19 protein-coding genes and 1 tRNA gene are annotated in these 22,814 nt (G+C 71.0%); 12 read left to right on the plus strand and 8 right to left on the minus strand.

Annotated features, from left to right (window positions below; genetic code table 11):
- The first annotated feature begins 162 nt into the window (after positions 1–162).
- Entirely contained in the window at positions 163–930 is a 768-nt protein-coding gene (locus tag OHT01_RS21715; RefSeq protein WP_328554781.1) for a calcium-binding protein, read from the plus strand.
- 145 nt (positions 931–1,075) lie between these two features.
- Here the strand turns inward: OHT01_RS21715 and OHT01_RS21720 are convergent, their stop codons facing one another.
- Complete coding sequence (locus OHT01_RS21720) at positions 1,076–1,228, minus strand: hypothetical protein (protein ID WP_167455652.1); 153 nt, start codon at positions 1,226–1,228, stop codon at positions 1,076–1,078.
- Positions 1,229–1,478: 250 nt separating this feature from the next.
- Positions 1,479–2,168, minus strand: a complete 690-nt coding sequence (gene phoU, locus OHT01_RS21725) for a phosphate signaling complex protein PhoU (protein WP_328554782.1) — start codon at positions 2,166–2,168, stop codon at positions 1,479–1,481.
- A 243-nt stretch (positions 2,169–2,411) separates the two neighbouring features.
- Here phoU and OHT01_RS21730 point away from each other — a divergent pair, with 243 nt between their 5' ends.
- Positions 2,412–3,689 (plus strand): sensor histidine kinase, encoded by a 1,278-nt coding sequence (locus tag OHT01_RS21730; protein ID WP_328554783.1) that lies wholly within the window; start codon positions 2,412–2,414, stop codon positions 3,687–3,689.
- Positions 3,686–4,366, plus strand: a complete 681-nt coding sequence (locus tag OHT01_RS21735) for a response regulator transcription factor (RefSeq protein WP_037622332.1) — start codon at positions 3,686–3,688, stop codon at positions 4,364–4,366. Before OHT01_RS21730 ends, OHT01_RS21735 begins: the two co-directional genes overlap by 4 nt.
- Before the next feature lie 181 nt (positions 4,367–4,547).
- Here the strand turns inward: OHT01_RS21735 and OHT01_RS21740 are convergent, their stop codons facing one another.
- The gene (locus tag OHT01_RS21740) at positions 4,548–5,201 is read right to left on the minus strand and encodes a DUF461 domain-containing protein (protein WP_328554784.1); all 654 of its coding nucleotides are present in this window, start codon (positions 5,199–5,201) and stop codon (positions 4,548–4,550) included.
- A gap of 816 nt (positions 5,202–6,017) precedes the next feature.
- On the opposite strand from OHT01_RS21740, the gene OHT01_RS21745 reads away from it, so the two are divergent.
- The 6 genes from OHT01_RS21745 (at position 6,018) to OHT01_RS21770 (ending at position 12,474) form a co-directional block, all read left to right on the plus strand.
- Positions 6,018–6,500, plus strand: a complete 483-nt coding sequence (locus tag OHT01_RS21745) for a CarD family transcriptional regulator (RefSeq protein WP_003953493.1) — start codon at positions 6,018–6,020, stop codon at positions 6,498–6,500.
- A 347-nt stretch (positions 6,501–6,847) separates the two neighbouring features.
- The gene (gene ispD, locus OHT01_RS21750) at positions 6,848–7,600 is read left to right on the plus strand and encodes a 2-C-methyl-D-erythritol 4-phosphate cytidylyltransferase (RefSeq protein ID WP_328554785.1); all 753 of its coding nucleotides are present in this window, start codon (positions 6,848–6,850) and stop codon (positions 7,598–7,600) included.
- Positions 7,590–8,084, plus strand: a complete 495-nt coding sequence (gene ispF, locus OHT01_RS21755) for a 2-C-methyl-D-erythritol 2,4-cyclodiphosphate synthase (RefSeq protein ID WP_328554786.1) — start codon at positions 7,590–7,592, stop codon at positions 8,082–8,084. Before ispD ends, ispF begins: the two co-directional genes overlap by 11 nt.
- 119 nt (positions 8,085–8,203) lie before the next feature.
- On the plus strand, positions 8,204–9,604 hold the full coding sequence (gene cysS / locus OHT01_RS21760; RefSeq protein ID WP_328554787.1) for a cysteine--tRNA ligase: 1,401 nt from the start codon (positions 8,204–8,206) through the stop codon (positions 9,602–9,604).
- Between the two features lie 119 nt (positions 9,605–9,723).
- A complete protein-coding gene (rlmB, locus tag OHT01_RS21765) occupies positions 9,724–10,668 on the plus strand; it encodes a 23S rRNA (guanosine(2251)-2'-O)-methyltransferase RlmB (protein WP_328554788.1) in 945 nt (314 codons plus the stop codon).
- Positions 10,669–10,785: 117 nt separating this feature from the next.
- The gene (locus OHT01_RS21770) at positions 10,786–12,474 is read left to right on the plus strand and encodes a DoxX family protein (protein WP_328554789.1); all 1,689 of its coding nucleotides are present in this window, start codon (positions 10,786–10,788) and stop codon (positions 12,472–12,474) included.
- A 278-nt stretch (positions 12,475–12,752) separates the two neighbouring features.
- Here OHT01_RS21770 and OHT01_RS21775 read toward each other — a convergent pair whose 3' ends face one another.
- The 3 genes from OHT01_RS21775 to OHT01_RS21785 all read right to left on the minus strand — a co-directional run bounded on the left by OHT01_RS21775 (position 12,753) and on the right by OHT01_RS21785 (position 15,536).
- A complete protein-coding gene (locus OHT01_RS21775; protein ID WP_328554790.1) occupies positions 12,753–13,484 on the minus strand; it encodes a nucleotidyltransferase family protein in 732 nt (243 codons plus the stop codon).
- A gap of 230 nt (positions 13,485–13,714) precedes the next feature.
- Complete coding sequence (locus OHT01_RS21780) at positions 13,715–14,164, minus strand: hypothetical protein (protein WP_328554791.1); 450 nt, start codon at positions 14,162–14,164, stop codon at positions 13,715–13,717.
- A 235-nt stretch (positions 14,165–14,399) separates the two neighbouring features.
- Entirely contained in the window at positions 14,400–15,536 is a 1,137-nt protein-coding gene (locus OHT01_RS21785; RefSeq protein WP_328554792.1) for an ABC transporter ATP-binding protein, read from the minus strand.
- Between the two features lie 245 nt (positions 15,537–15,781).
- On the opposite strand from OHT01_RS21785, the gene OHT01_RS21790 reads away from it, so the two are divergent.
- Both OHT01_RS21790 and OHT01_RS21795 read left to right on the plus strand, forming a co-directional pair.
- Positions 15,782–15,855, plus strand: a tRNA-Thr gene (locus tag OHT01_RS21790).
- A 168-nt stretch (positions 15,856–16,023) separates the two neighbouring features.
- Positions 16,024–16,320: a hypothetical protein gene (locus OHT01_RS21795; protein WP_328554793.1), complete on the plus strand. Its 297-nt coding sequence runs from the start codon at positions 16,024–16,026 to the stop codon at positions 16,318–16,320.
- 76 nt (positions 16,321–16,396) lie between these two features.
- On the opposite strand, the gene OHT01_RS21800 is transcribed toward OHT01_RS21795, so the two are convergent.
- Both OHT01_RS21800 and OHT01_RS21805 read right to left on the minus strand, forming a co-directional pair.
- Positions 16,397–17,386, minus strand: a complete 990-nt coding sequence (locus OHT01_RS21800; protein WP_328554794.1) for a pyridoxamine 5'-phosphate oxidase family protein — start codon at positions 17,384–17,386, stop codon at positions 16,397–16,399.
- 240 nt (positions 17,387–17,626) lie between these two features.
- A complete protein-coding gene (locus tag OHT01_RS21805; RefSeq protein ID WP_328554795.1) occupies positions 17,627–19,441 on the minus strand; it encodes a hypothetical protein in 1,815 nt (604 codons plus the stop codon).
- A 194-nt stretch (positions 19,442–19,635) separates the two neighbouring features.
- On the opposite strand from OHT01_RS21805, the gene OHT01_RS21810 reads away from it, so the two are divergent.
- Complete coding sequence (locus OHT01_RS21810; RefSeq protein WP_328554796.1) at positions 19,636–22,578, plus strand: AfsR/SARP family transcriptional regulator; 2,943 nt, start codon at positions 19,636–19,638, stop codon at positions 22,576–22,578.
- The last annotated feature ends 236 nt before the right edge of the window (positions 22,579–22,814 follow it).

Below are 22,814 nucleotides of genomic sequence, written 5' to 3' on the forward strand. Positions count from 1 at the left end.
CGCGACGGCCGCCGCCAGGCCGATCAGGGCCCGGCGGCCGGACGCCGGGCACCGGCTGCTGACAGTCGGTCGTGGCCGCCACCACGAACACGTCGGGGACGTCCAGCGCCAGGGTCACCGCGACCTCGGACAGGTACTGGCGCTCCGAGTTTCTGGAGAGAGATGCGTATACGTACCGCCGCGGCCGCTGCCGTCGGCACCTTCGCGCTGCTGTCGTTCCTGACTCCCGCGGCGCACGCGGACACGAGGAAGGGTGACACCGCCTTCACCTCGCTGGCCTTCAGCAGGACCACCGTCGACGTCGGCGTCAGCGCGACCCAGACGATGACGGTCACGGCCACCGCCAAGGACGGGTCCGGGATCAAGGACATCTACGGAGCCAAGCTGGTGAGCCCCGACAGCCGGGTCATCCACGCCGGCTCCGCCGCCTGCACGAAGCCCTCGTCGACGACGAGGAAGTGCGTCTTCAAGTACAGCCTGGACCCTCACGGCACCGACTACTACGACCTCAAGAACAGCTCGGCCGGGACCTGGCAATTCACCGCGGAGGCCGCCGCCATGGACGGGGACTTCTACGAACTCCAGACCGGCGCTCCGGTGAAGATCAAACGGTACGCCGAGTTGGCGGCCGCGCAGGCCTCGCCCGAGCCCGTCGTCAAGGGCCACACCCTCACCGTCACCGGGACGCTGACCCGGGCGAGCTGGGACACCAACGTGTACGCGGGGTACGGCGGCCAGCCGGTGGCGCTCCAGTTCAAGAAGTCCGGCTCCTCGACGTACGGCACGGTCAAGACCGTGAGCACGGACAGCAGCGGCAAGCTCAGGACGACGGTCACCGCGAACTCTTCCGGCACCTGGCGCTGGAAGTTCGCCGGCACCGGCACCACCAGCGGTGCGACCGCTTCCGGCGACAGCGTCGCCCTCCGCTAGATCCGGTGGATCCCGATGATCCCGTCCGGGGCGCGTGGATCCGGTCGGGGGCGCGCCTCCGACCCGTGCGCCCGACCCGTTCAAGGGCGAAGGGCCCCGTCACGACGACGGGGCCCTTCTGGACGTACTGGACGTAGGTGAGCGGTCAGCCGCACTGGCAGGGGTTGCCCGACTGGCAGCCGCAGCCGCAGCCGGAGCCGCAGCCGCAGGCGCCGAACAAAGGGAGGCTTTTGATCTCGGCGGGCTGTTGGGTGTCACGGTCCTGCGTCGGATCGGGCGTGCTGGGAGATTCGGCCATGGGTCCCTCCTTCAGGCACGGAGGCGTGCCGCGCACACCGCGCCGCACAGCTCCTGTCGCCCATCTCATGCCCAGCCTGGCGGGCGCATCAACGGCGCACTGAGGCGTCTCGCGCGCCCGGAGCGGGAATCCCACGCGGGGCGGACCAGGAGCAGGGCGTGCTGCCCTCGGCCGCCCCGGGAAAGAGCGGGGCCCAGCCGTCCCCGACCGGGAACTGCTGGGCCCGCAGGTCGCGTCCGCCCCGAGAGGGCTACGCGCCCTCCACCCCCGTGACCGGCTGGATGTCCGACTGGAGCTCGTCGGCGTGTTCGCCCGTGACCAGGTAGACGACGCGCTTGGCGACCGAGACGGCGTGGTCGGCGAAGCGCTCGTAGTAGCGGCCGAGGAGGGTGACGTCGACGGCGGTCTCGATGCCGTGCTTCCACTTGTCGTCCAGCAGGTGCTGGAAGAGCGTGCGGTGCAGGAGGTCCATCTCGTCGTCGTCCTGCTCCAGCTGCATCGCCAGGTCGACGTCCTTGGTGATGATGACCTCGGCCGCCTTGGCCATCAGGCGCTGGGCGAGCTGGCCCATCTCCAGGATCGTGGCGTGCAGGTCGTGCGGGATGGCGCGGTCGGGGAAACGGAGCCGGGCCAGCTTGGCCACGTGCTGGGCCAGGTCGCCGGAGCGCTCCAGGTCGGCCGACATCCGCAGCGAGGTGACGACGATACGGAGATCCGTCGCCACCGGCTGCTGGCGGGCCAGCAGGGCTATCGCGCGGGCCTCCAGCTCGTGCTGGAGATCGTCGACCTTCTGGTCGGCAGCGATCACGCTCTCGGCCAGCTTCAGATCGGAGTCGAGGATCGCCGTCGTGGCGCGCCCGATCGCCGACCCGACGAGCCGGGCCATCTCGACCAGGCCGTCGCCGATCGAGTCAAGTTCCTCGTGATACGCGTCACGCATGTGGTTGTCCCTCTCGTACGTCAGCTTCGGGGGTCCGGGGTCCGGGACCGTGCTGTTCCGGCCACCGCCCGGCGGCCGGAGGGACCCGAGAACCCCACGCTCCCACGTTCGGACCCGTACGCGTCCGTTTCCGGCACCTCAAGTGAATCAACACTGGCTCCTGGGTGAACTCTGGGCGACGAGTGTTCGAGCTCGCACCCGGATGGCTGTGGCCAGGAGCGACGGCATGCCTAACCTGGGTGCATGGACGTGAACGCGGCGGTCGCCGCAGCGGCAGCGATCGCCGGAGTACTGACCGGTGTCATCGCCATGCTGGCGTTCCGCTGGAGCGAGCGCGACCAGAAACGCCCGACCCGCACTTCTCTGCACACGGACGCGGTCCTTCCGCCCGGTGTCGACACCGTGCTGTCGGTTCTCAGGTCCTCGGCGGTCGTACTCGACGAAGCGGACGCCGTGGTCAAGGCCAGCTCGGCGGCTTATGCCCTCGGACTGGTGCGCGGCGGGAAACTCGCCGTCGAACCGATGATCAACATGGCGCGTGACACCCGTCGTGACGGGGAGATACGTCAGGTGGAGCTGGACCTGCCCAGAAGGGGCACGGGGAGGGGTGAGGCCCTCGCGGTCTCCGCGCGGGTGGCTCCCCTCGGATCGCGCCTGGTCCTCCTTCTCGTCGAGGACCTGACGGAGGCGCGCCGCATCGAAGCCGTACGGCGGGATTTCGTCGCGAACGTGAGCCATGAGCTCAAGACTCCCGTCGGGGCGCTCTCCCTGCTCTCCGAGGCTGTCATGGACGCTTCGGACGATCCGGAGGCCGTCGAGCGTTTCGCCGGGCGGATGCAGATAGAGGCCACCCGGCTCACCAACCTCGTCCAGGAGCTCATCGACCTGTCGAGGGTGCAGAACGACGACCCCCTGGAGGACGCCGAGCCGGTCCGCGTCGACGAGCTGGTCGCCGAGGCGATCGACCGCTGCCGCCACCAGGCCGGCGCGAAACAGATCACCATGGCCGCCGGCGGCACCGCCGACCTGAGCCTGTGGGGCAACCGGGGCCAGCTCGCCGCGGCCCTCGGCAACCTCGTCGAGAACGCCGTCAACTACTCGCCCGCCCGCACCCGCGTCGGCATAGCCGCCCGCCGGGTGACCGCGCCCGGCGGGGAACACATCGAGATCGCCGTGACCGACCAGGGCATCGGCATCTCGGAGAAGGACAAGGAGCGCGTCTTCGAGCGCTTCTACCGAGTCGACCCGGCCCGCTCCCGTGCCACCGGCGGCACGGGCCTCGGGCTGGCGATCGTCAAGCACGTGGCCGCCTCGCACGGCGGGGAGGTCACGGTGTGGAGCTCCGAGGGTCAGGGCTCCACGTTCACCCTGCGGCTGCCGGAGGCGAGTGCGGCCCGCGACCGCGTGACCGATCACCACATGCCCGGACTCGACGAAGAGGACGAGACCGGGCAGCCCGACGGGACGACCACCGTCACATCCCCGTACGAACCGCTTCCTGCCCCGGAGGTCCTTCCGTGACCCGTGTGCTCGTCGTCGAGGACGAGGAGTCCTTCTCCGACGCCCTGTCGTACATGCTCCGCAAGGAGGGCTTCGAGGTCGCCATCGCGACCACCGGGCCCGACGGACTCGACGAGTTCGAGCGCAACGGCGCCGACCTCGTTCTCCTCGACCTGATGCTGCCGGGGCTGCCCGGCACCGAAGTGTGCCGCCAGCTCCGCGGCCGCTCCAACGTGCCGGTGATCATGGTCACCGCCAAGGACAGCGAGATCGACAAGGTGGTCGGGCTCGAAATAGGAGCCGACGACTACGTCACCAAGCCCTTCTCCTCCCGGGAGCTGGTCGCCCGTATCCGGGCCGTCCTGCGCCGCCGTGGGGAGCCGGAGGAGGTCGCCCCGGCGGCGCTGGAGGCCGGTCCCGTCCGGATGGACGTCGACCGGCACGTGGTCACCGTCTCCGGCGGCAAGGTCGACCTCCCGCTGAAGGAGTTCGACCTCCTGGAGATGCTGCTGCGCAACGCGGGCCGTGTGCTGACCCGGATGCAGCTCATCGACCGGGTCTGGGGTGCCGACTACGTCGGTGACACCAAGACCCTCGACGTCCACGTCAAGCGCCTGCGCGCGAAGATCGAGCCGGACCCGGGCGCGCCCCGGTACCTGGTGACGGTGCGCGGTCTCGGCTACAAGTTCGAGCCGTAAACCGGCCCCACCTCACCGTGCGTGTGGTGCGTACGACGAAGGGCGGGACCCCTGGAGAGGGGTCCCGCCCTTCGTCGTACGGGAAGTGCCGCGCGAGTCGTACGGGACTGCTGCGAGCGTGCACGCGCCCGGTGCGGGCCCGGACGCGTGGGCCGGGCCCGGTGTCGCGCCCGGCCTCAGCTCACTGCGAGGCGGACGCGGTGGCCGTGGCGCTCGACGACGCGGAGGTGCCGGGCTTGCCCGACGTGGACGCGGACGGTGAGCCCGTGGCCGACCCGGACGGCGAGGTGGCCGGGGTGGCGGACGCGGTCGGCGCCGCCGGGATGTCGCTCGGGCCCCACTTGGAGAAGTAGCTCGCGGCCGGGACGACGTAGGCGCTCAGGCTCACGTCACCGGTCTTGCTGAAGGCGAACGTGACCTTCTGGACGCTGCCGTTCAGGACGGTTCCGGAGGGGCTGGACAGGGCCGCGGAGGCGTTGCCCTTGCCGCCGAGGACGATCGAGCCGCCGGCCGGGACGGTCAGCTTGCCCTTGCCGCCGGCGGGCGTGATCTGGGCGGTGCCCTCGCCCTCGACGTTGATCGAGTCCAGGGTCTGCGCGGTGGTGCCGTTGTTGAACAGCGTCGCGGAGATCACCGCCGGACCGGTGGCCTTCACATCGGGCTGGGTGATGACGAGCGCGTTCTGGACCTTGATGTCGCCCACGGAGGTGGCCGCGTTGTCCGGCTTGACCTCCAACGTCTGGGCGTCGCTGCCGGCACCGCACGCGGCGAGTGAGGCGATCGAGAACGCGATGACGGCGGCGGCGGGAGTGCCGCGTCGAAGGCTGCTGCTCACGGCGGCGGCAACTCCTTGAACGTGGGCGAAGCAGGGCGGCTTCTGTGTAAAGCCGTCCTAAGGGTCTGTCAGCGGCCTTAGGTTACCGATCCGTTCCCGCGCGATCGCACCCGACCCTCCCCAAGCCGCCGACTTTGCCCGTCCGAGGGGTGAACGAGGGGGGTCCGGGGGCCGGTGGCGGGCCGAGGGCGGCGATCGGGACACGCGTACGGGCCGATCGGCGCGCGGGCCCACGGCCACTGGCGCGCGTGCGCCCACGAGCTCCGGTGCGCGGGTGTCCGCGGGCTCCGGTACGCATGCGCCCATGGGCTCCGGTGCGCCGGGTGTGCGCCCCGTTGTTCACCCTCCGCCCATCCGGCGCGTCGGCTACTTTGATCGCGCGCTCGTCCGCCATTCACATAAGTTCCGCCGACTTAGGTTGCGCATTTCGTGGAATGAATGCCCGGCTCTCCGAAAAATGGATCACGGGGTCATCGAGGGCCGATGAGTACGTGATCATCGAACCCCTTGATCAATTCCGGATTCGTCTCGTACTCGGCTCCGCCCATCGAACGGAGTAGCGGAAGTCGCGCTCTTGGTGCCGGACAAAACGGGATGTTCGGAGCCTGGTCACGGCCTCCGGGTGTGTGTAACGTACGCGTTTCACTCCGCATGGACAGCCGCTCCGACCTGCGAATACCCTCTTCCGCTCGCCCCTCGCAGCACGTTCCTGTTGCGGTTGTCAAGCCCCGAGATATGCCCTGACCTGCGAAAACGCCATTCAGAAGACGCCGTTTCCGTGTTACTCTGGATAGCCACGGAAGGGGTACCTGTCACATGACGTTCAAGGTTGGCGACACCGTGGTCTATCCCCATCACGGGGCCGCGCTGATCGAGGCCATCGAAACTCGCCAGATCAAAGGCGTGGACAAGACCTACTTGGTGCTGAAGGTCGCCCAGGGTGACCTGACGGTACGTGTGCCAGCGGACAATGCGGAGTTCGTCGGCGTACGTGATGTGGTCGGTCAGGACGGGCTGGACCGGGTCTTCGAGGTGCTGCGCGCGCCGTACGCCGAGGAGCCCACGAACTGGTCGCGTCGCTACAAGGCAAATCTGGAGAAGCTCGCCTCCGGCGATGTCATCAAGGTCGCGGAAGTCGTGCGTGACCTGTGGCGTCGTGAGCGCGAGCGCGGACTCTCCGCAGGTGAGAAGCGCATGCTCGCCAAGGCGCGCCAGATTCTGGTGAGCGAGCTCGCCCTCGCGGAGAACACCAACGAGGACAAGGCCGAGGCCCTGCTCGACGAGGTTCTCGCGTCCTGACGCCGGCTCAGTCGCCGAGACGCCAGCCGTCTTGACGTACGCCCAAGCCCGCGCAGCAGCGCAATGAAATGCCGCGGTGCCCGATGACGCAATTGCTGTCGCCGGGCGCTGCGGCATGTTCGTACCCGCGCCCATTCGGTGGAACCGGACGTTCACCCGGCATCGGCATTCCCGCGGTATACCGGCGTATCCGATACTTGGGGTGCCGACCCGGGCCCTCGACTCGACCGGATGTCACGGAAGGGTCCGGTCAAGGCGTCGCGCCCGGTGCTCCCCCAGCTCTCCGAGCAGGGGGTACCCCCAGGCCATACCCACCCGGGTCGAGCACACAAACCTGACAGGAACCGATGTCTGACGTTTCGCTCCCTTCGCAGCCGGAAGCCCGCACCGCCGCCGTGATTCCGGCCGCCGGACGAGGTGTGCGCCTCGGTCCGGGCGCCCCCAAAGCGCTCCGCGCGCTGAACGGCACGCCCATGCTCATCCACGCGGTCCGCGCGATGGCCGCCTCGCGCGCCGTCTCCCTGGTCGTCGTGGTGGCTCCGCCGGACGGCACCGCCGAGGTGAAGACGCTGCTCGACGCGCACGCGCTGCCCGACCGCACCGACTTCGTCGTCGTCCCGGGCGGTGACAGCCGCCAGGAGTCCGTGAAGTACGGGCTCGACGTGCTGCCGCCCGACGTCGACATCGTCCTCGTGCACGACGCGGCCCGGCCGCTCGTGCCCGTCGACACCGTGGACGCCGTCATCGAGGCCGTACGGGAGGGCGCTCTCGCCGTCGTACCGGCGCTGCCGCTCGCCGACACCGTCAAGGAGGTCGAGCCCGCGGCCGTCGCCGGGGAGCCCGAGCCGGTCGTGGCGACCCCCGAGCGGGCTCGGCTGCGTGCCGTGCAGACGCCGCAGGGCTTCGACCGCCGGACGCTGCTGCGGGCCCACGAGATGGTCACCGGCGACGTGACCGACGACGCGAGCATGGCCGAGCGGCTCGGCGTCCCGGTCGTGGTGGTGCCCGGCCACGAGGAGGCGTTCAAGGTGACGCGCCCGCTGGACCTGGTGCTGGCGGAGGCGGTTCTCGCGCGGCGGAGGCTGAACGATGGGTTCTGAGAGTCCGGTGATCCCCCTCGTCGGGATCGGTACCGACATCCACGCCTTCGAGGAAGGGCGGGAGCTGTGGTGCGCCGGCCTGAAGTGGGAGGGGGAGGGGCCCGGACTCGCCGGGCACTCCGACGCGGATGTCGTCGCGCACGCCGCGTGCAACGCGCTCTTCTCCGCCGCGGGCCTCGGTGACCTCGGGGCCCACTTCGGCACCGGGCGCCCGGAGTGGTCCGGCGCGTCGGGGGTCGTGCTGCTGACGGAGGCGGCGCGGATCGTCCGCGAGGCCGGCTTCGTCGTCGGCAACGTCGCCGTCCAGGTCGTCGGACCCCGCCCGAAGATCGGCAAGCGGCGGGACGAGGCCCAGAAGATCCTTTCGGACGCGGTGGGGGCACCGGTGTCGGTGTCGGGCGCCACGACGGACGGGCTCGGTTTCCCGGGCCGCGACGAGGGCCTGATGGCGGTCGCCACGGCGCTGGTGGTCCGCGCGGGCTGAGGCAGGAGGGACGCCGGGGTTGTCCGCCCGTCCGGTTCCGTCCCCCGTATGTCACGAATACATGGCCTTGCGGGGGAAGGGGTCGCGGGGCACTACCCGGGGCCCACTACCCTGGAGTGGTGACCATTCGCCTGTACGACACCAGCGCCCGGCAGATCCGTGACTTCGCCCCGCTCGTGCCGGGTTGTGTCTCGATCTACCTCTGTGGCGCCACCGTGCAGGCCGCACCGCACATCGGGCACATCCGCTCGGGTCTCAACTTCGACATCATGCGCCGCTGGTTCGAGTACCGCGGCTACGACGTGACGTTCATCAGGAACGTCACGGACATCGACGACAAGATCATCACCAAGTCGGCCGAGCAGGGCCGCCCCTGGTGGTCCATCGGCTACGACAACGAGCGCGCCTTCAACGACGGTTACGACGCGCTCGGCTGCCTGCCGCCCACGTACGAACCGCGTGCCACCGGCCACATCCCCGAGATGATCGAGATGATGCGCGGGCTCATCGAGCGCGGTCACGCGTACGCGGCCGACGGGAACGTCTACTTCGACGTGCGGTCGTACGACGGCTATCTCCAGCTCTCCAACCAGGAACTGGACAATCTGCTCCAGCCGTCGGGCGAGGGCGAGACCGGCAAGCGCGACCAGCGTGACTTCGCCATGTGGAAGGCCGTGAAGCCGGGTGAGCCGAGCTGGGAGACGCCCTGGGGCCGGGGCCGTCCGGGCTGGCACCTGGAGTGCTCGGCCATGGCCCACAAGTACCTGGGCAGCGCCTTCGACATCCACGGCGGCGGCATCGACCTGATCTTCCCGCACCACGAGAACGAGATCGCGCAGGCCAAGGCCTTCGGCGACGAGTTCGCGGAGTACTGGGTGCACAACGCCTGGGTCACCATGAGCGGCGAGAAGATGTCGAAGTCCCTCGGGAACTCGGTGCTCGTCTCCGAGATGGTCAAGGCGTGGCGCCCCATCGTGCTGCGCTACTACCTCGGCACCCCGCACTACCGCTCGATGATCGAGTACAGCGAAGAGGCCCTGCGCGAGTCCGAGTCGGCGTTCGCGCGGATCGAGGGCTTCGTGCAGCGGGTGGTCGAGAAGGCGGGGGGCGTCGTCGAGCCGTCCGCCGAGGTACCGCCCGCGTTCGCCGAGGCGATGGACGACGACCTGGGCGTTCCGCAGGCCCTCGCCATCGTGCACACGACGGTCCGCCAGGGGAACTCCGCACTGGCCGCCGACGACAAGGAAGCCGCCGTCGCCCGCCTCGCCGAGGTTCGGGCCATGCTCGGCGTCCTCGGGCTCGACCCGCTCGACCCGCAGTGGGCCGACGAGAGCGACCGCGGCGAGGACCTCCACGGCGTCGTCGACACCCTCGTCCGGATGGTCCTCGACCAGCGCGAGGGCGCCCGCACCCGCAAGGACTGGGCCACCGCGGACGCCATCCGTGACCAGCTCAACCAGTCCGGCCTGGTCATCGAGGACGGCCCGCAGGGGCCGCGCTGGACCCTCGGACCGCGCTGAGCACCCGCTCCGGCGGACCCGGCCGACCACGGTCGGCCTTGATCGATTGTGCCGCCCGGACCTCCGGGCGGCACACTTCATATACGTACGCACGCACGCCTCACACAGACAGGTAGGTCATGGCTGCTAACAACCGCCGCATGTCCGGCAAGAAGGGCGCGCAGGTCGGCAGTGGCGGCCAGCGACGCCGGGGCCTGGAAGGCAAGGGTCCGACCCCGCCCGCCGAGGCGCGCAAGGGCCACAAGAAGAACCGCGTCGCCAACGCCAAGGCGAAGCAGATCGTCCGCCGCCCCGCCCACCCCAAGGGCCGCGGCGGCAAGGGCACGTCCGAGATGGTCGTCGGGCGCAACTCCGTCGTCGAGGCGCTGCGCGAGGGCGTCCCCGCGATGACGCTCTACGTCCAGCAGTTCATCGACAACGACGAGCGCGTCCGCGAGGCGCTCCAGCTCGTCGCCGAGCGCGGCGGCATCCACCTGATGGAGGCCCCGCGTCCCGAGCTCGACCGCATGACCAACGGGCTCAACCACCAGGGTCTCGTCCTCCAGGTCCCGCCGTACGAGTACGCGCACCCCGAGGACCTCGCCGCCGCCGCGTACGACGAGGGGCAGGACCCGCTGATCGTCGCCCTCGACGGGGTGACCGACCCGCGCAACCTCGGCGCGGTCGTCCGTTCCGCCTCCGCCTTCGGCGGCCACGGCGTCGTCGTGCCCGAGCGGCGCGCGGCCGGCATGACCGCCGGCGCCTGGAAGACGTCGGCCGGCGCCGCCGCGCGTATTCCCGTCGCGCGCGCGTCCAACCTGACGCGGGCCCTGGAGGCGTACAAGAAGGCCGGCCTCGTGGTGGTCGGCCTGGCCGCCGACGGCGAGGTCGAGGTCGGTGAACTGGAGGCGCTGGGCGGCCCCGTCGTCATCGTCGTAGGCAGTGAGGGCAAGGGCCTGTCCCGACTCGTCGGCGAGACCTGCGACTTCCGGGTACGGATCCCGATGCCCGGTGGCGCGGAGTCGCTGAACGCCGGTGTCGCGGCGGGAGTTGTGCTGTACGAGGCGGCACGCCGACGCGCCTGAACAAACGTCCAGGCGGTCACCCCCGTGGGGCAATCGGGATGTTCTGAATGATCTTGACGCGGTCCGGACAGTTCGGCGCGGTCAAAGCAGTGTCCTAACCACACGTCACTCGGTTAGATGAGTGTGGACACCAGAACACCCCGCACACCCACGGGGGACCGCTCGTCGGGATTCGACGACGTTCCCGCGCTGAGCATGGTGAAGGTGCCGAGCGATCCGGCGCAGGTCATCGTCAATCATGCGAGCTTCCGCGTTCAGCTTGCGAGCGCCTCGCGAGGCCAGTCCCCGCGTATCGCACGGCACTTGGGCTCCCCCGGCGCCGGTGCGCCCGGCAGAGCGGGCGGGGCCGGTCCGGCCGGCGGGGCCCGCCGCCGCGCCCCCGTCGTCTGGAGCGGGAAGTCCGCGCCGGACGACACCGGCGCCCACCGCCTGCTCCAGGCCGTACGGAGCGCGGGCATGACCCACGGCTCCGCCGGGCCGACGGCCGAAGGCGGTTCGACGCAGGTCATCCCGCGCATCGGCGAACAGCCGGGCTACGCAGGCGATCTGACCGTCGACACGGTCGAGACACCGTTCGTCGGCAGTCAGCGAACCCCTGTCGGCCAGGAGCGGCGACTGCTGCCGCAGATGCGCGGCGCGGGCAGCGCCTACGACGAACAGGCTTACGGGGACGGCGACTTCGGGGGCGACGGCTTCGAGGACGACGGCTTCGACGGGGCGCCGGACGACGCTCCCGTCAGGCGGGGCGGTTCCGAGCCGGTCCGGCACGCCTATCACCCGGGCCGCCGGATGAACCTCGGCGTCGTACTGCTCCCGCTGCGCGTCTTCCTCGGGTTCATCTCCATCTACGCGGGCATGGGCAAACTCTGCGACCCCGTCTACTTCGACGGCGGCAAGCGCGGCTCCATGGTGAAGTGGCTCAACACCCTGCACCCGTGGGAAGTCGCCGAACCGTTGCGCCAGTTCGCGCTCCAGCACCCGGTCGGCTCCGGGCTCGTCATCGCCTTCTTCCAGGTGATCGTCGGCGTCCTGACCGTCCTCGGGCTGTGGCAGCGGGTGGCCGCGGTCGTCGGCGCGACCCTGTCGGCGGCGCTCATCGTCACGGTCAGCTGGAAGACGGTGCCCGCCTACGACGCGCCCGACATCATCTACCTCGCCGCCTGGTCGCCGCTGATCATCGCGGGTGCCCCGGTCTACTCCGCGGACGGGCGGCTGTCGGGTGAGGCCTGGCGGACACTCGGGCCGCGCGCGGACATCTGGGACCTGCGCGCACGGGTGCTGCGCCGCGGCGCGCTGCTCACGGCCGTCGTCGCCGGACTCACCCTGCTCGTCGGATCGCTCCTCGGCGGCGCCGTCCGCGACTCCAGCCGGATCGTCGTCCCCGGTCCCGGCGAGGCCCCGCGCAACGAACTGCCCGGCTCCCCGCTCCCCGAGACGCCCGGCAAGCGGCACCAGCGGGCCACCCCCTCGGCCTCCGCGGCACCCAGCCGCAGCAGCTCCGCGCCTCCGTCGGCGACGGCCAGTACGCCGGGCGCGACCCAGGAGACCGGCCGTTCCGGCGCCGGGCAGCCCAGCCAGACCCAGGGCAGCGGCCAGGCCCCGCCCCAGCACTCCGCGCCGGTCGGTCAGGCCCCGAGCACCAGCGCGGGCCCCAGCAGCAGCGGCGGCTCGTCGACCGGCGGCAGCGGCAGCGGCAGCAGCGGCGGCAGCGGTGGCACCGGCGGTACGGGCGCCGCGAACGGCACCTCCACCGGCGGGAGTTCGTCCACGGGCCAGCCGGGCCTGGTGGGCGGCCTGCTGGGCTGACGCCCCCGGCACCGCCGTACGACGACAGGGCCCCGCACGCGAACGTGCGGGGCCCTGTCGTCACGCGTGGACGGCTCCCGGGGGCCCCGGCGGTCCGGGGACGGCCTCCTGCGCTTCCAGGACGCCTATGGGCTCTGCGGTGTGCCGGTTCTGAGGGCCGCGTGGGTTGCCGCGGTTCTGACGCCCCTGACGACTCGGACGACCCTGGCGGCTCGGACGGCTCGGACGGCTCGGACGGCTGTGACGGTTCTGGCGGTTCTCGTGGTTCCGACGGCGCTCTAGCGGCCCAGGGCCGCGAGCTCCTTCGCCGCCTCCGTGAGGTCCTTGGCGGTGTCGATGGCGCGCCAGTAGGCCCCCTGGGGGATCGGGAAGCCGGACAGCCGGCGTTCGCGGGCCAGGCGGGGGAAGGTGGTGCGCTCGTGGTCGCCGCGCTCGGGGAGCATCTCGGTGAACTCGGGGGAGAAGACGTAGACGCCCGCGTTGATCTCGAACGTGGAGGGCGGGGCCTCGATGAAGTCCGTGATGTGACCGAACCCGTCCGTCTGGACGGCGCCCCACGGGATACGGGGACGGGCCAGCGCGAGTGTCGCGACCGCGTCGCGCTCGGCGTGGAAGTCCGCCATGTCGCGCAGCGAGAAACGGGTCCAGATGTCACCGTTCGTCGCGTACCAGGGCCGGTCGGGGTGCGGGAGGTGCGCGGCGGCGTACTTGAGGCCGCCGCCGCGGCCGAGAGGCTCCGTCTCGACGACCGTCGTGACGTCGAGCGGGAGGTCGGCCGAGTCCAGCCACTTCTGCAGGACGTCGGCGAGGTGACCGCAGGAGACGACGACGTCGGTCACGCCCTCTTCGGCCAGCCAGGTCAGCTGGTGGCCGATGATCGGTGTCCCGGTGCCGGGGATCTCGACCATCGGCTTGGGCCGGTCGTCGGTGTAGGGGCGCAGCCGGGAGCCCTGGCCGCCGGCCAGGACGACGGCTTGTACGGGACGCGACGCGGCGTTCGGATCGGTCATGCCCGAACTGTACGTGGCGCCCCGGGCGCGGCTTTCTGCGGCAACCGTTCCTTAACCAGCTGTTACCGGACGGCCCGGAATCCGCTGGTTCGCCCTGCCGTGGACCGGATGACGCACGAGGTGGCGCATCGGGAGACGCGCGGAGGCGCGGGCTGGTGGGCGGCCGAGCGGGACTGTGCCCCTCGGAGCGGCCGCGGTCTCCGAGGGGCGTCGGCCCGGGGGCGCGGACCTCAGAAATGGGTGGCCGCGACCCCCGAGGCGAACGCGGTGTCGCAGACGGGCCGGGCGAAGGACTGGGCGCGGGTCGGGCCGTACGCGCGGACCGCGGCGCGGCCCAGGGCTCGGGCGATGGAGACGCAGTGCTTCGCGAGCGACGGACGGCCGTTCACCGCCTCCTGAAGGTGGGTGAGGGCCACGCCCGGGTTCTTGTCCTGGAGCTCCAGGAGAAGCTTGTCGCGCAGGACGTCCTGCGGGGCACGGGTGACGGCTCGCGTCGAGACGTCTTCGGAGGACGCGGTGAGCACCGAGCTCGAGGGGTTCCCCGACCAGTTGACTCGGGTGACCGCGAGAGTCCCGGAGAGCACCAGGACGACAGGCAGAACGAGGGCGAGGGTGCGGCCGATCCGGCGGGCGGGGCCACGGCCACGCCGGGTCTGTTGGTTAGTGGTGGAGTGCTTCACGCGAGTGAGGGTAGCGCGGGGTGATGATTTGGCGACATTTAGTCACCGGTTCGGGGGATGGGGAAACGGTGTTTTCTGGGTACTGAGTTGACGTACAGATATCGAAATGCCCGGTCTGCCGGGGTATTTGTCGACAACGAAGAGGGCCCCGCAGCCTGCTGCGGGGCCCTCTTCGTCAACTTGGGTGAATTCAACCCCTAGGGGTGTGTGGATCTCCGTCCGGATGACGCGGACGTCAGTCGGACAGGCGCTCGCCCGTCGAGGTGGAGAACACGTGGATCTCGCCCGGACGGGGCACGACGTGCAGCGTGGCGCCCTTGTCCGGGACCGAGCGGCCGCTGACGCGGACGACGAGGTCCTTGAGGTCGTCGCCGACCTTGGCGGAGCCGTAGACGTAGCCGTCGGCGCCGAGCTCCTCGACGACGTTCACCGAGACGGCCAGGCCGGCCGGGGCGTCCTCGGTGTCCTTGGTGAGCGACTTGGCGGCCTCGCCGTTGTGCTCGACGACGTCGAAGTGCTCCGGGCGGACACCGACGGTGACCGTGCGGTCGCCCTTGTCGGAGGCGGCCTTCAGGGCCTCGCGGTTGACCGGGACGACGCTGTTGCCGAACTTCACGCCGCCGTCGGTGATCGGGACCTCGATCAGGTTCATGGCCGGGGAGCCGATGAAGCCGGCGACGAAGAGGTTGGTCGGGCGGTCGTACATGTTGCGCGGCGAGTCGACCTGCTGGAGCAGACCGTCCTTGAGCACGGCCACCCGGTCGCCCATGGTCATGGCCTCGACCTGGTCGTGGGTGACGTACACCGTGGTGATGCCGAGACGGCGCTGGAGCGAGGCGATCTGCGTACGGGTGGAGACGCGGAGCTTGGCGTCCAGGTTCGACAGCGGCTCGTCCATGAGGAAGACCTGGGGCTCGCGCACGATGGCGCGGCCCATGGCGACACGCTGGCGCTGACCGCCGGAGAGCGCCTTCGGCTTGCGGCCGAGGTACTCGGTGAGGTCGAGGATCTTCGCCGCGTCCTCGACCTTCTGGCGGATCTCGGCCTTGTTGACGCCGGCGATCTTGAGCGCGAAGCCCATGTTGTCGGCGACGGTCATGTGCGGGTACAGCGCGTAGTTCTGGAACACCATCGCGATGTCCCGGTCCTTGGGCGGCAGGTGCGTGACGTCGCGGTCGCCGATGCGGATGGCGCCGCCGTTCACGTCCTCGAGCCCCGCGAGCATGCGGAGCGAGGTGGACTTGCCGCAGCCGGAGGGACCGACGAGGACGAGGAACTCGCCGTCCTCGATGTCGATCTCCAGGGCATCGACGGCGGGCTTCTCGGAACCCGGGTAGATCCGGGTCGCCTTGTCGAACGAGACAGTGGCCATGGTGATGGGCCCCCTTCACCGGCAGGAACGTGCCGGACGATCCGTTGTAAAGGTGGTGATCCACTATGGAAACGCCCATAGTGGTGTAGTCCATATGAGTGAACTGGGTCAGGACGCTACCTGGCGTTCATGTGTTCTGTCAGCACCCGGGCACCGGTGAAGTTCGCGGAAACTCCCGACAGGGCCCCGCGGCGACGTGGGTAGACTGCACGGGCACACCCGCCCGCACCCCGGGCGCGCGCCAGGCCTCCTTAGCTCAGATGGCCAGAGCAACGCACTTGTAATGCGTAGGTCGTCGGTTCGAATCCGACAGGGGGCTCACCTTCAGCCCAGCTCAGACTGTGTCTGAGCTGGGCTTTTGCGTTTCTTGGGTGTGGTGCTTGGCGCGGGCGGCGGGAGCGGTCCCGATCGAGTTGGCCGGCCGGAGCGCGAGGCGTAGCGTTTTCAGGTAGGCAAGGTGATTTTCCCATCGGCACGGGGAGTTCTCATGATCGGCGCCACCGTCACCTTCTCCTACACCGGCGACTTCGACCGCTCACGGATAACCAAGGTGGCCGAGGACGCCCGGGGCATGTTCGAAGGCATGCCAGGCGTGAGGTTCAAGTTCTTCACCTTCGACGAGAAGCAGCAGCAGGCGGTCAACTTCTATGTCTGGGACTCGAAAGAGCAGGCGGAACAGTTCTTCTCCGACGAGTTGCGCGAGCGCGTGACCGGTCTGTACGGCGTCGCGCCAGTCGTCGAGTTCGTGGAGATCGCCGAGATCGTCGACAATTCGGCTTCGTAGCGGCATGCCGGTCCAGGCGCGGTGCGGGTCGGCCTGCCGGCCGGGAAACGGTCGGCAGGCGTAGGGCTGCCCCGGGTCAGGGCGCTGTGGTGTCGCGGGCCGCGGAGGCGGTGGCGAGGGACTTCAGGGCGGGCCAGTCCACCCGGGGGCGGGTCAGGCCGCGCCTGTCCAGGTACGCCTTGGTGTCCCGGCGGGCGGTGCGCAGGGTGCGCAGCATGTCGCGGGGCTCGCCCGAGCCGGAGGGTTCGATCACGCGGTCGGGGCGGAACAGCCGGCGGCCGTCGGCTGTGGTGTGCAGCTCACCCCGTACGAGGGCGTTGTAGAGGCCGGACAGCCGGTCGTCGTGGCGGTGGACGAGCAGCCCCGCCGGTCCGGGGACCATCTCGCAGTCGGGTGCCGGATCCACCAGGAAGCCGTCCGGGGTCGGCGTGGTCCGGGTGCGCGACAGGAGCGGGGCTCCGGAGGCGTCCCGGGCGCTGAGTACGGCCGTGGGGAACCGGGCGAGGACGTCGGCGCCGGGCAGGACGGGCGCGGGGTCCGTGGCGAGGGGCGCGGTGGCGCGGAGGGCCGCGGGTGCCTCTGCGGGGGAGTCCGCCGCGAGGGATGCGAGGGCGGCCGTGGCCGGGCGGGTGCGGACGTCCGTCGGGGTGACGGTGATCAGCAGGCGCAGGTAGTACCAGTCCATCAGCCAGCGGGCCGGCGCGTCGACGTAGCGACGGCTGTCGGGCTGGCGGTCGAAGAGCATCGACCAGTACGCCTCGTCGCCGGCCGGGGAGGCCACGATCTCCTCGGGGCAGACGGCCGTACCGCCGATGAACACCTGCTCCGGCCGGTCGAGGCCGCTGGCCGTGGGGTCGGAGAAGAGGAGTGCGACGCGGCCGTCCCGGCGGACGTTGAGGGCCTTTCGCGCGAAGGCGAGGGACGTGGTGACGAGCAGGGTCCCGTCGTCGCGGCGGAAGGCGGCGGTCGGCCAGACGAGCGGGGCGCCGTCGCGGCCCAGCGTCACGAACTCGCAGGTGCGGTAGGCGTCGACGGTCTCGGCGATCGTCGGGGCTAGAGATATCACGGGGGCAACCTAGCTATGAGTCAAGGGAGTTGGCGAAGGGGTTGGGCGGCGTTTCGGGGTGTGGCGTTCTGGGGCTGTGGCGTTCCGGGGTGCGGGGTGCGGGAGCAGACCCGCGGTCGCTGAGCGGCCATCCGGGCAAACGACCGGGCGAGTGCTCGGGCGCGCGGGTACCCGGCGGCTCGCGTGCTCGGGCTTCAGACCGTGAACACGGGAATACCGGGGGGTTCGTGTGCTCGGGCTTCAGACCGTGAACTTCACCGCTTCGAGCCAGCGGGCGTTCTCCAGGGCGCCGCCGAAGATGTAGCCGGGGCGTGCGTCGGCGCAGCCCTGTCCGCCCCAGTCGGAGCCGTGGACCTTGGCCGTCTGGCAGATCCGGCCGCTGCCGATGTTGATGGCGAAGCCCGACATCGCGGGGGCGTTCTTCTTCGTGCTGCCGATGTAGTTGTTCCGGCCGTCGGCGATGACCGCCGTCCACTGGGGTTCCCACTTGCCTTGTCCATTGGACGAGCCGGGGTCGTCGACGAAGGCGTTGGCGGCCGAGCCGCCGCCGCCGGACACCGCGATGTTGAGGGCCTTGATCGGACGGTTCCGGCCCGAGGTGCCGGCCATCGTGCCGTCGCACACGGGCTTCTGCCAGCCCTGTCCGGAGACGTAGGCGCGATAGCAGATGTGCCGTCCCGAAGGGTCGTTGCGGGCGAGACGGTTCACGGCGGTGGCGGCGGTGTCCTGCGCGGGCTTCGCCGTCACCGTGGCCTGCGGCGGCCTCGCGGTGACCGTCACGGTGACTCCTCCGCCGCTCCTCGGGTCCTTGGCGCCCTTGGGCCCCTTGGACTCCTTCGCGCCCTTGGACTCCTTCGGCCCGGCCGACGGCGAGGCCGAGGAACGGGGTGGCGGCGACATGCTCGCGGAAGAGGTGGAGATCGGTCCCGACTTCTCGGCCTGGGGGCGTCCGTTCGTCTCGTCGCTGGACCGGGCGGTCTGTTTCTGGTGCCCGCCGTCGTCCGAGCCGCCGCTGCCCAGGATCACCAGCGGAACGATCACGAGTGCGGCCGCGACCAGGGCCACCGGCCCGACCACCAGGGGCCGGTGGAGCAGGCCAGGCCCCACGTACTCGTCGTCCGACTGACGCGTTCCACTCCTTCGGACGAGTTGCGGGGCGGGTTGCGGGACGGGCCTCGCGCCGGGTTCGCCACCCCCGCCGAGGTCGCTGCCCCCGCTTGGGGAGGGCGGCGGGGGCAGCGGCATGGATTCCCGCCGGCGCTGCCGCGCCAGCGTGTACGCCTCGACGTCGAAATCGTCGTCATCGTCGTCGCCATGGTCATGGTCATCGTCGGCAGCGGCGAGGTCGTCTTCGTCGTCCAGACCTTCTTCGGCCCGGTCGAAGTCCAGGTCGTCGACGTCCTCGTTGAGCCGCTCGTCGGGTGCCGCCCCTTCGGCGAACCTCTCGGTGGGGCCGTTTCCGGCGGGGCCGGTTCCCGCGTGCGCCGCGGCCGGGTTCTCGTTCTCGACCGGTTCCGGAGACCCCTCGGCGCCTGGCATCGGCGCCCGGGCGGGAGCCGGTGGCGCCTCGGCGGTCCGGGAAGGCTGCGGCTGTTCCCGCTGGTCCACCAGCGTGCTCGAACCGTCCGGGGCCACCTCGACGAACGCCACGTAACCCGCCGAGGGGTCCGAGACGGTAGCGGTCACGGTGGCGCCGCGGTCCCGCGCGTATCCGTGCAGCACGTCGAGGATCGCGGCGTCGACCGTCAGTCCGTCCGGCGACGGTACGGGCTCACCGTCGATGACGGCGGAGCCGTCGCCTGAGATGACCACCGCGAAGCCGGGAACCGGCTCGGCCGCCTCCCCCAGGGCTCCGGGCTCGGCCGCCTCCCCCGCGGCTCCGGGCGCGGGCACCTTCCCCACGGGTCCGGGCTCGGCCGCCTCCGCCACCCGTTCGGGTGGTTCAGGCGCGGTCGCATCCCCCGCCGGTTCCGGCCCGCTGGGATCCGTCGGCCTCGTGGGCGCGGAGGGGTCGCCCTCCGCGGTCGGTTCGGGCGTCTCTTCATCCCGGCTCATGGAGCTTCCTTCCTGACGTCCCGGTCGCGTGGCGCCGGCCGGGCCCGTCGCGTCGGTTTCTCGTAGCGCAACGGACGCCGTCCGGGATCGGTTCAATCCCGGAGCCGTGCGGGACCGGGGCACGAGAGACGTGTGGGCTCCTCCACACTTCCAACACCCCTGATATGACACGGGTGTTCAGTAGGGTGCAGAGAGTGAACGCCTACGAGAATTCCGTGCGCTTCACCGTGCTGGGACCGGTCCGGGCATGGCGTGGTGAGCAGGAGGTGGATGTCGGTTCCCCGCAGCAGCGGGCCGTGCTGGCGGCGCTGCTGCTCCGGCGAGGGCGCCCCGTCATGCTCGGCGAACTCCTCGACGCGGTCTGGGGCGAGGAGTCGCCGACGGCCGCGGTGTCGGTCGTACGGACTTATGTGTCGCGCCTGCGCAAGGGGCTGGAGCCGGGGCGGGACGCCGGCGCTCCCCGGGTGGTCGTCTCGGTCGGTGACGGATATCTGCTCCGGATCCCCGAAGGCGCCCTGGACCTCGGGGTGTTCGAGCAGCGTGTCGCCGAGGCCAGGAAGCTGCGGGCCGGGGGCGATCCGTCCGCGGCGGCCGGTCTGCTGCACGCCGCGCTCGGCGGCTGGCAGGGAGCGGCACTGGCCGGAGTGCCCGGACCGCTCGCCGAGTCCGAGCGCTCCCGGCTGGACGAACAGCGGCTGGCCGCGCTGGAGATGCGGCTGGACGTCGACGTGGAACTCGGACGCCACGGCGAAGTGATCGCCGAAATGGTCTCGTTGACCGGGAAGTACCCGCTGCGGGAGCAGCTGTGCCGACTCCTCATGCTGGCGCTCTACAGGTCCGGTCGGCAGGCCGAGGCGCTGGCCGCCTACCGCAGGGCGCGCGGCACCCTGGTGGCCGAGCTGGGCATCGAGCCCGGCGCGCCGCTGAAGGAACTGCACGACCGCATCCTGGCCGCCGACGTGTCCCTGGACGCCGTGCCGCCCCGGGACGCCGTGCCGCCCCGTACGCACCGGGCGCCCGAACCCGAGCCGTCCGTGAGACCGGCACCGCCGGTCGTCACGCACCCGGCGCTTCCGGCTCAACTGCCCTCCGACCTGCCGACGTTCGTCGGCCGTGAAACCGAACTCAACCGGGTGCGCGCCCTGTTGCCCGGGACGGGTGACGCTCCGACCTCGGTGGTGATCGGCGCGATCGGCGGCATGGCCGGGATAGGCAAGACCACCTTGGCCGTGCACTGGGCCCACGAGATCGCCGACCGCTTCCCGGACGGACAGCTCTACGTCAACCTGCGCGGCTTCGACCCGACGGGCGTGGTGGTGGTGCCGGACGACGCCATCCGAATCTTCCTCGACGCGCTCGGCGTCCCCCCGATGCGGATTCCCGCGAGTCTCGACGCCCAGGCGGCGCTCTACCGCAGCATGCTCGCCCAGCGCCGGGTGCTCGTCCTGCTCGACAACGCCCGCGACACCGAGCAGGTCCGTCCGCTGCTGCCCGGCTCCCCCGGCTGTCTGGTCATCGTCACCAGCCGCAACCAGCTCACCGGTCTGGTCGCCGCGGAGGGCGCGCACCCGCTGACGCTGGACCAGTTGACGCCGGCCGAGGCGTACGACCTCCTGGCGCGCCGTCTCGGCACCGCCCGGCCGGCGGCGGAACCGCGGGCGGTGGACGAGATCATCACGCGGTGCGCCCGGCTGCCGCTGGCGCTGTCCATCGTCGCCGCCCACGCCGCCGCGCACCCCGGCTTCCCGCTCAGTGCCATCGTCGACGAGCTCCGTGAGAGCCACGGCAGCCTCGACGCCTTCGCGGGCGGAGAGGACCTCAGCACCGACGTACGGGCCGTCTTCTCCTGGTCGTACAAGGCGCTGTCCGCTCCGGCCGCGCGCCTCTTCCATCTGCTGAGCCTGCACTCCGGGCCGGACATCTCCGCGCCCGCCGCGGCCGCGCTCGCCGGGCTTCCGCCCCGGGAGGCCCGGGGCCTGCTCGTCGAGCTCACCCGCGCCCATCTGCTCAGCGAGCACTTCCCCGGCCGCTACACCCTGCACGACCTGCTGCGCGTGTACGCCGCCGAACGCGTCCGGGCCGAGGAGGCACCGGGGGAGCGGGACCGGGCGGTGGAGCGACTGCTCTCCTGGTACCTGCACACCGCCGACGCCGCCTACCCGCACATCACCCCGCGCCGACAGCGGATCGCCCTCGATCCGCCGCCTCCCGGGTGCCGTCCGCTGGAGTTCACGACGTACGACGACGCGCTCGGCTGGTGCGAGAAGGAGCGGGGCAACCTGGTCAGCGCGGTGCACACGGCCGCCGCGTCCGGGCATCCCGGCATCGCCTGGCGGCTGCCCGCCGTCCTGTGGGGCTTCTTCTACCTCCGCAGCCACATGCACGACTGGCTCGACACCGCCCGGGTGGGGCTGGCCGCCGCCCGCGCCGCCCACGACCGTGTGGGTGAGGCCCAGGGGCTCGCGGACCTGGCCGCCGCCGAGCGCAGCTCGGGCCGGTTCGACGAGACGATCGACTACCTGCGCCGCGCGATGGTCGCCTACCGCGATCTCGGGGACCACGACGGCAGGGGGTCGGCCGTGTCCAATCTGGGTGACGCCTATCTCCAGACCGGGCAGCTCGCCAAGGCTGTCGAGTACACCCGCCGCGGGCTGGCCATCGAGCGGGTCATCGGGAGTGCCTGGGGCGAAGGGATCGCCCTGAGCAACCTGGGCGACGCCTATCAGCGGCTCGGCCGGTTCGGCGAGGCCGTCGACTGCCTGGACCAGGCGCTGGTCATCCTGCGCGCCAACGGGAACCTGTGGGTCGAGGGCATCACCCTCGGCATCCTCGGCACCGTCCACCGTCGTCTCGGGCACTACGACGCGGCGGTCGAGTACCACCTCCAGGCGCTCAGGACCCACCGGGACATCGGCAACCGGTGGGGCGAGGGCCACACCCTGAGCAACCTCGGGGACGTCCGTCTGGACGCCCGGGAACCGGAGGCCGCGCGCGAGAGCTGGCTCCAGGCCCTGGCCATCTTCGTGGAGTTCGATCATCCGGACGCGGAGAAGGTCCGTGCGCGGCTCGGCCGTCTGGAGAACGGGCCGCCCGGCGTCGGCGCCCAGGAGGCTGCCGAGCCGGGACGGACCGCCTGACATACGTCTCTCCTTCGATCCCGCGATGCCGATGTCTTCGGGGCGTTCCGTGCGTTCGGTGCGTGCTGTGGCGCGACCGGTGGCTTCGGTGTTCTCGGTGTTCTCGATCAGGGTCCGGCCGGGGCTCCGGGGTGCGGGGCCCCGGCCGGGTTCACCAGAACAACGGACCGCGGCGGAGGCCGGTTCAACCCGGCACGGTTCGATCGAAGACGGTTCGGGGACAGTTCCGGCCGAGG

The organism is Streptomyces sp. NBC_00358, assembly GCF_036099295.1.
GTDB lineage: Bacteria > Actinomycetota > Actinomycetes > Streptomycetales > Streptomycetaceae > Streptomyces.

Coding starts and splice junctions, on each gene's coding strand:
- OHT01_RS21715 (WP_328554781.1), top strand. CDS start 163: ATGCGTATACGTACCGCCGCGGCCGCTGCCGTCGGCACCTTCGCGCTG.
- OHT01_RS21720 (WP_167455652.1), bottom strand. CDS start 1,228: ATGGCCGAATCTCCCAGCACGCCCGATCCGACGCAGGACCGTGACACC.
- phoU (WP_328554782.1), bottom strand. CDS start 2,168: ATGCGTGACGCGTATCACGAGGAACTTGACTCGATCGGCGACGGCCTG.
- OHT01_RS21730 (WP_328554783.1), top strand. CDS start 2,412: ATGGACGTGAACGCGGCGGTCGCCGCAGCGGCAGCGATCGCCGGAGTA.
- OHT01_RS21745 (WP_003953493.1), top strand. CDS start 6,018: ATGACGTTCAAGGTTGGCGACACCGTGGTCTATCCCCATCACGGGGCC.
- ispD (WP_328554785.1), top strand. CDS start 6,848: ATGTCTGACGTTTCGCTCCCTTCGCAGCCGGAAGCCCGCACCGCCGCC.
- ispF (WP_328554786.1), top strand. CDS start 7,590: ATGGGTTCTGAGAGTCCGGTGATCCCCCTCGTCGGGATCGGTACCGAC.
- rlmB (WP_328554788.1), top strand. CDS start 9,724: ATGGCTGCTAACAACCGCCGCATGTCCGGCAAGAAGGGCGCGCAGGTC.
- OHT01_RS21770 (WP_328554789.1), top strand. CDS start 10,786: ATGAGTGTGGACACCAGAACACCCCGCACACCCACGGGGGACCGCTCG.
- OHT01_RS21775 (WP_328554790.1), bottom strand. CDS start 13,484: ATGACCGATCCGAACGCCGCGTCGCGTCCCGTACAAGCCGTCGTCCTG.
- OHT01_RS21785 (WP_328554792.1), bottom strand. CDS start 15,536: ATGGCCACTGTCTCGTTCGACAAGGCGACCCGGATCTACCCGGGTTCC.
- OHT01_RS21795 (WP_328554793.1), top strand. CDS start 16,024: ATGATCGGCGCCACCGTCACCTTCTCCTACACCGGCGACTTCGACCGC.
- OHT01_RS21805 (WP_328554795.1), bottom strand. CDS start 19,441: ATGAGCCGGGATGAAGAGACGCCCGAACCGACCGCGGAGGGCGACCCC.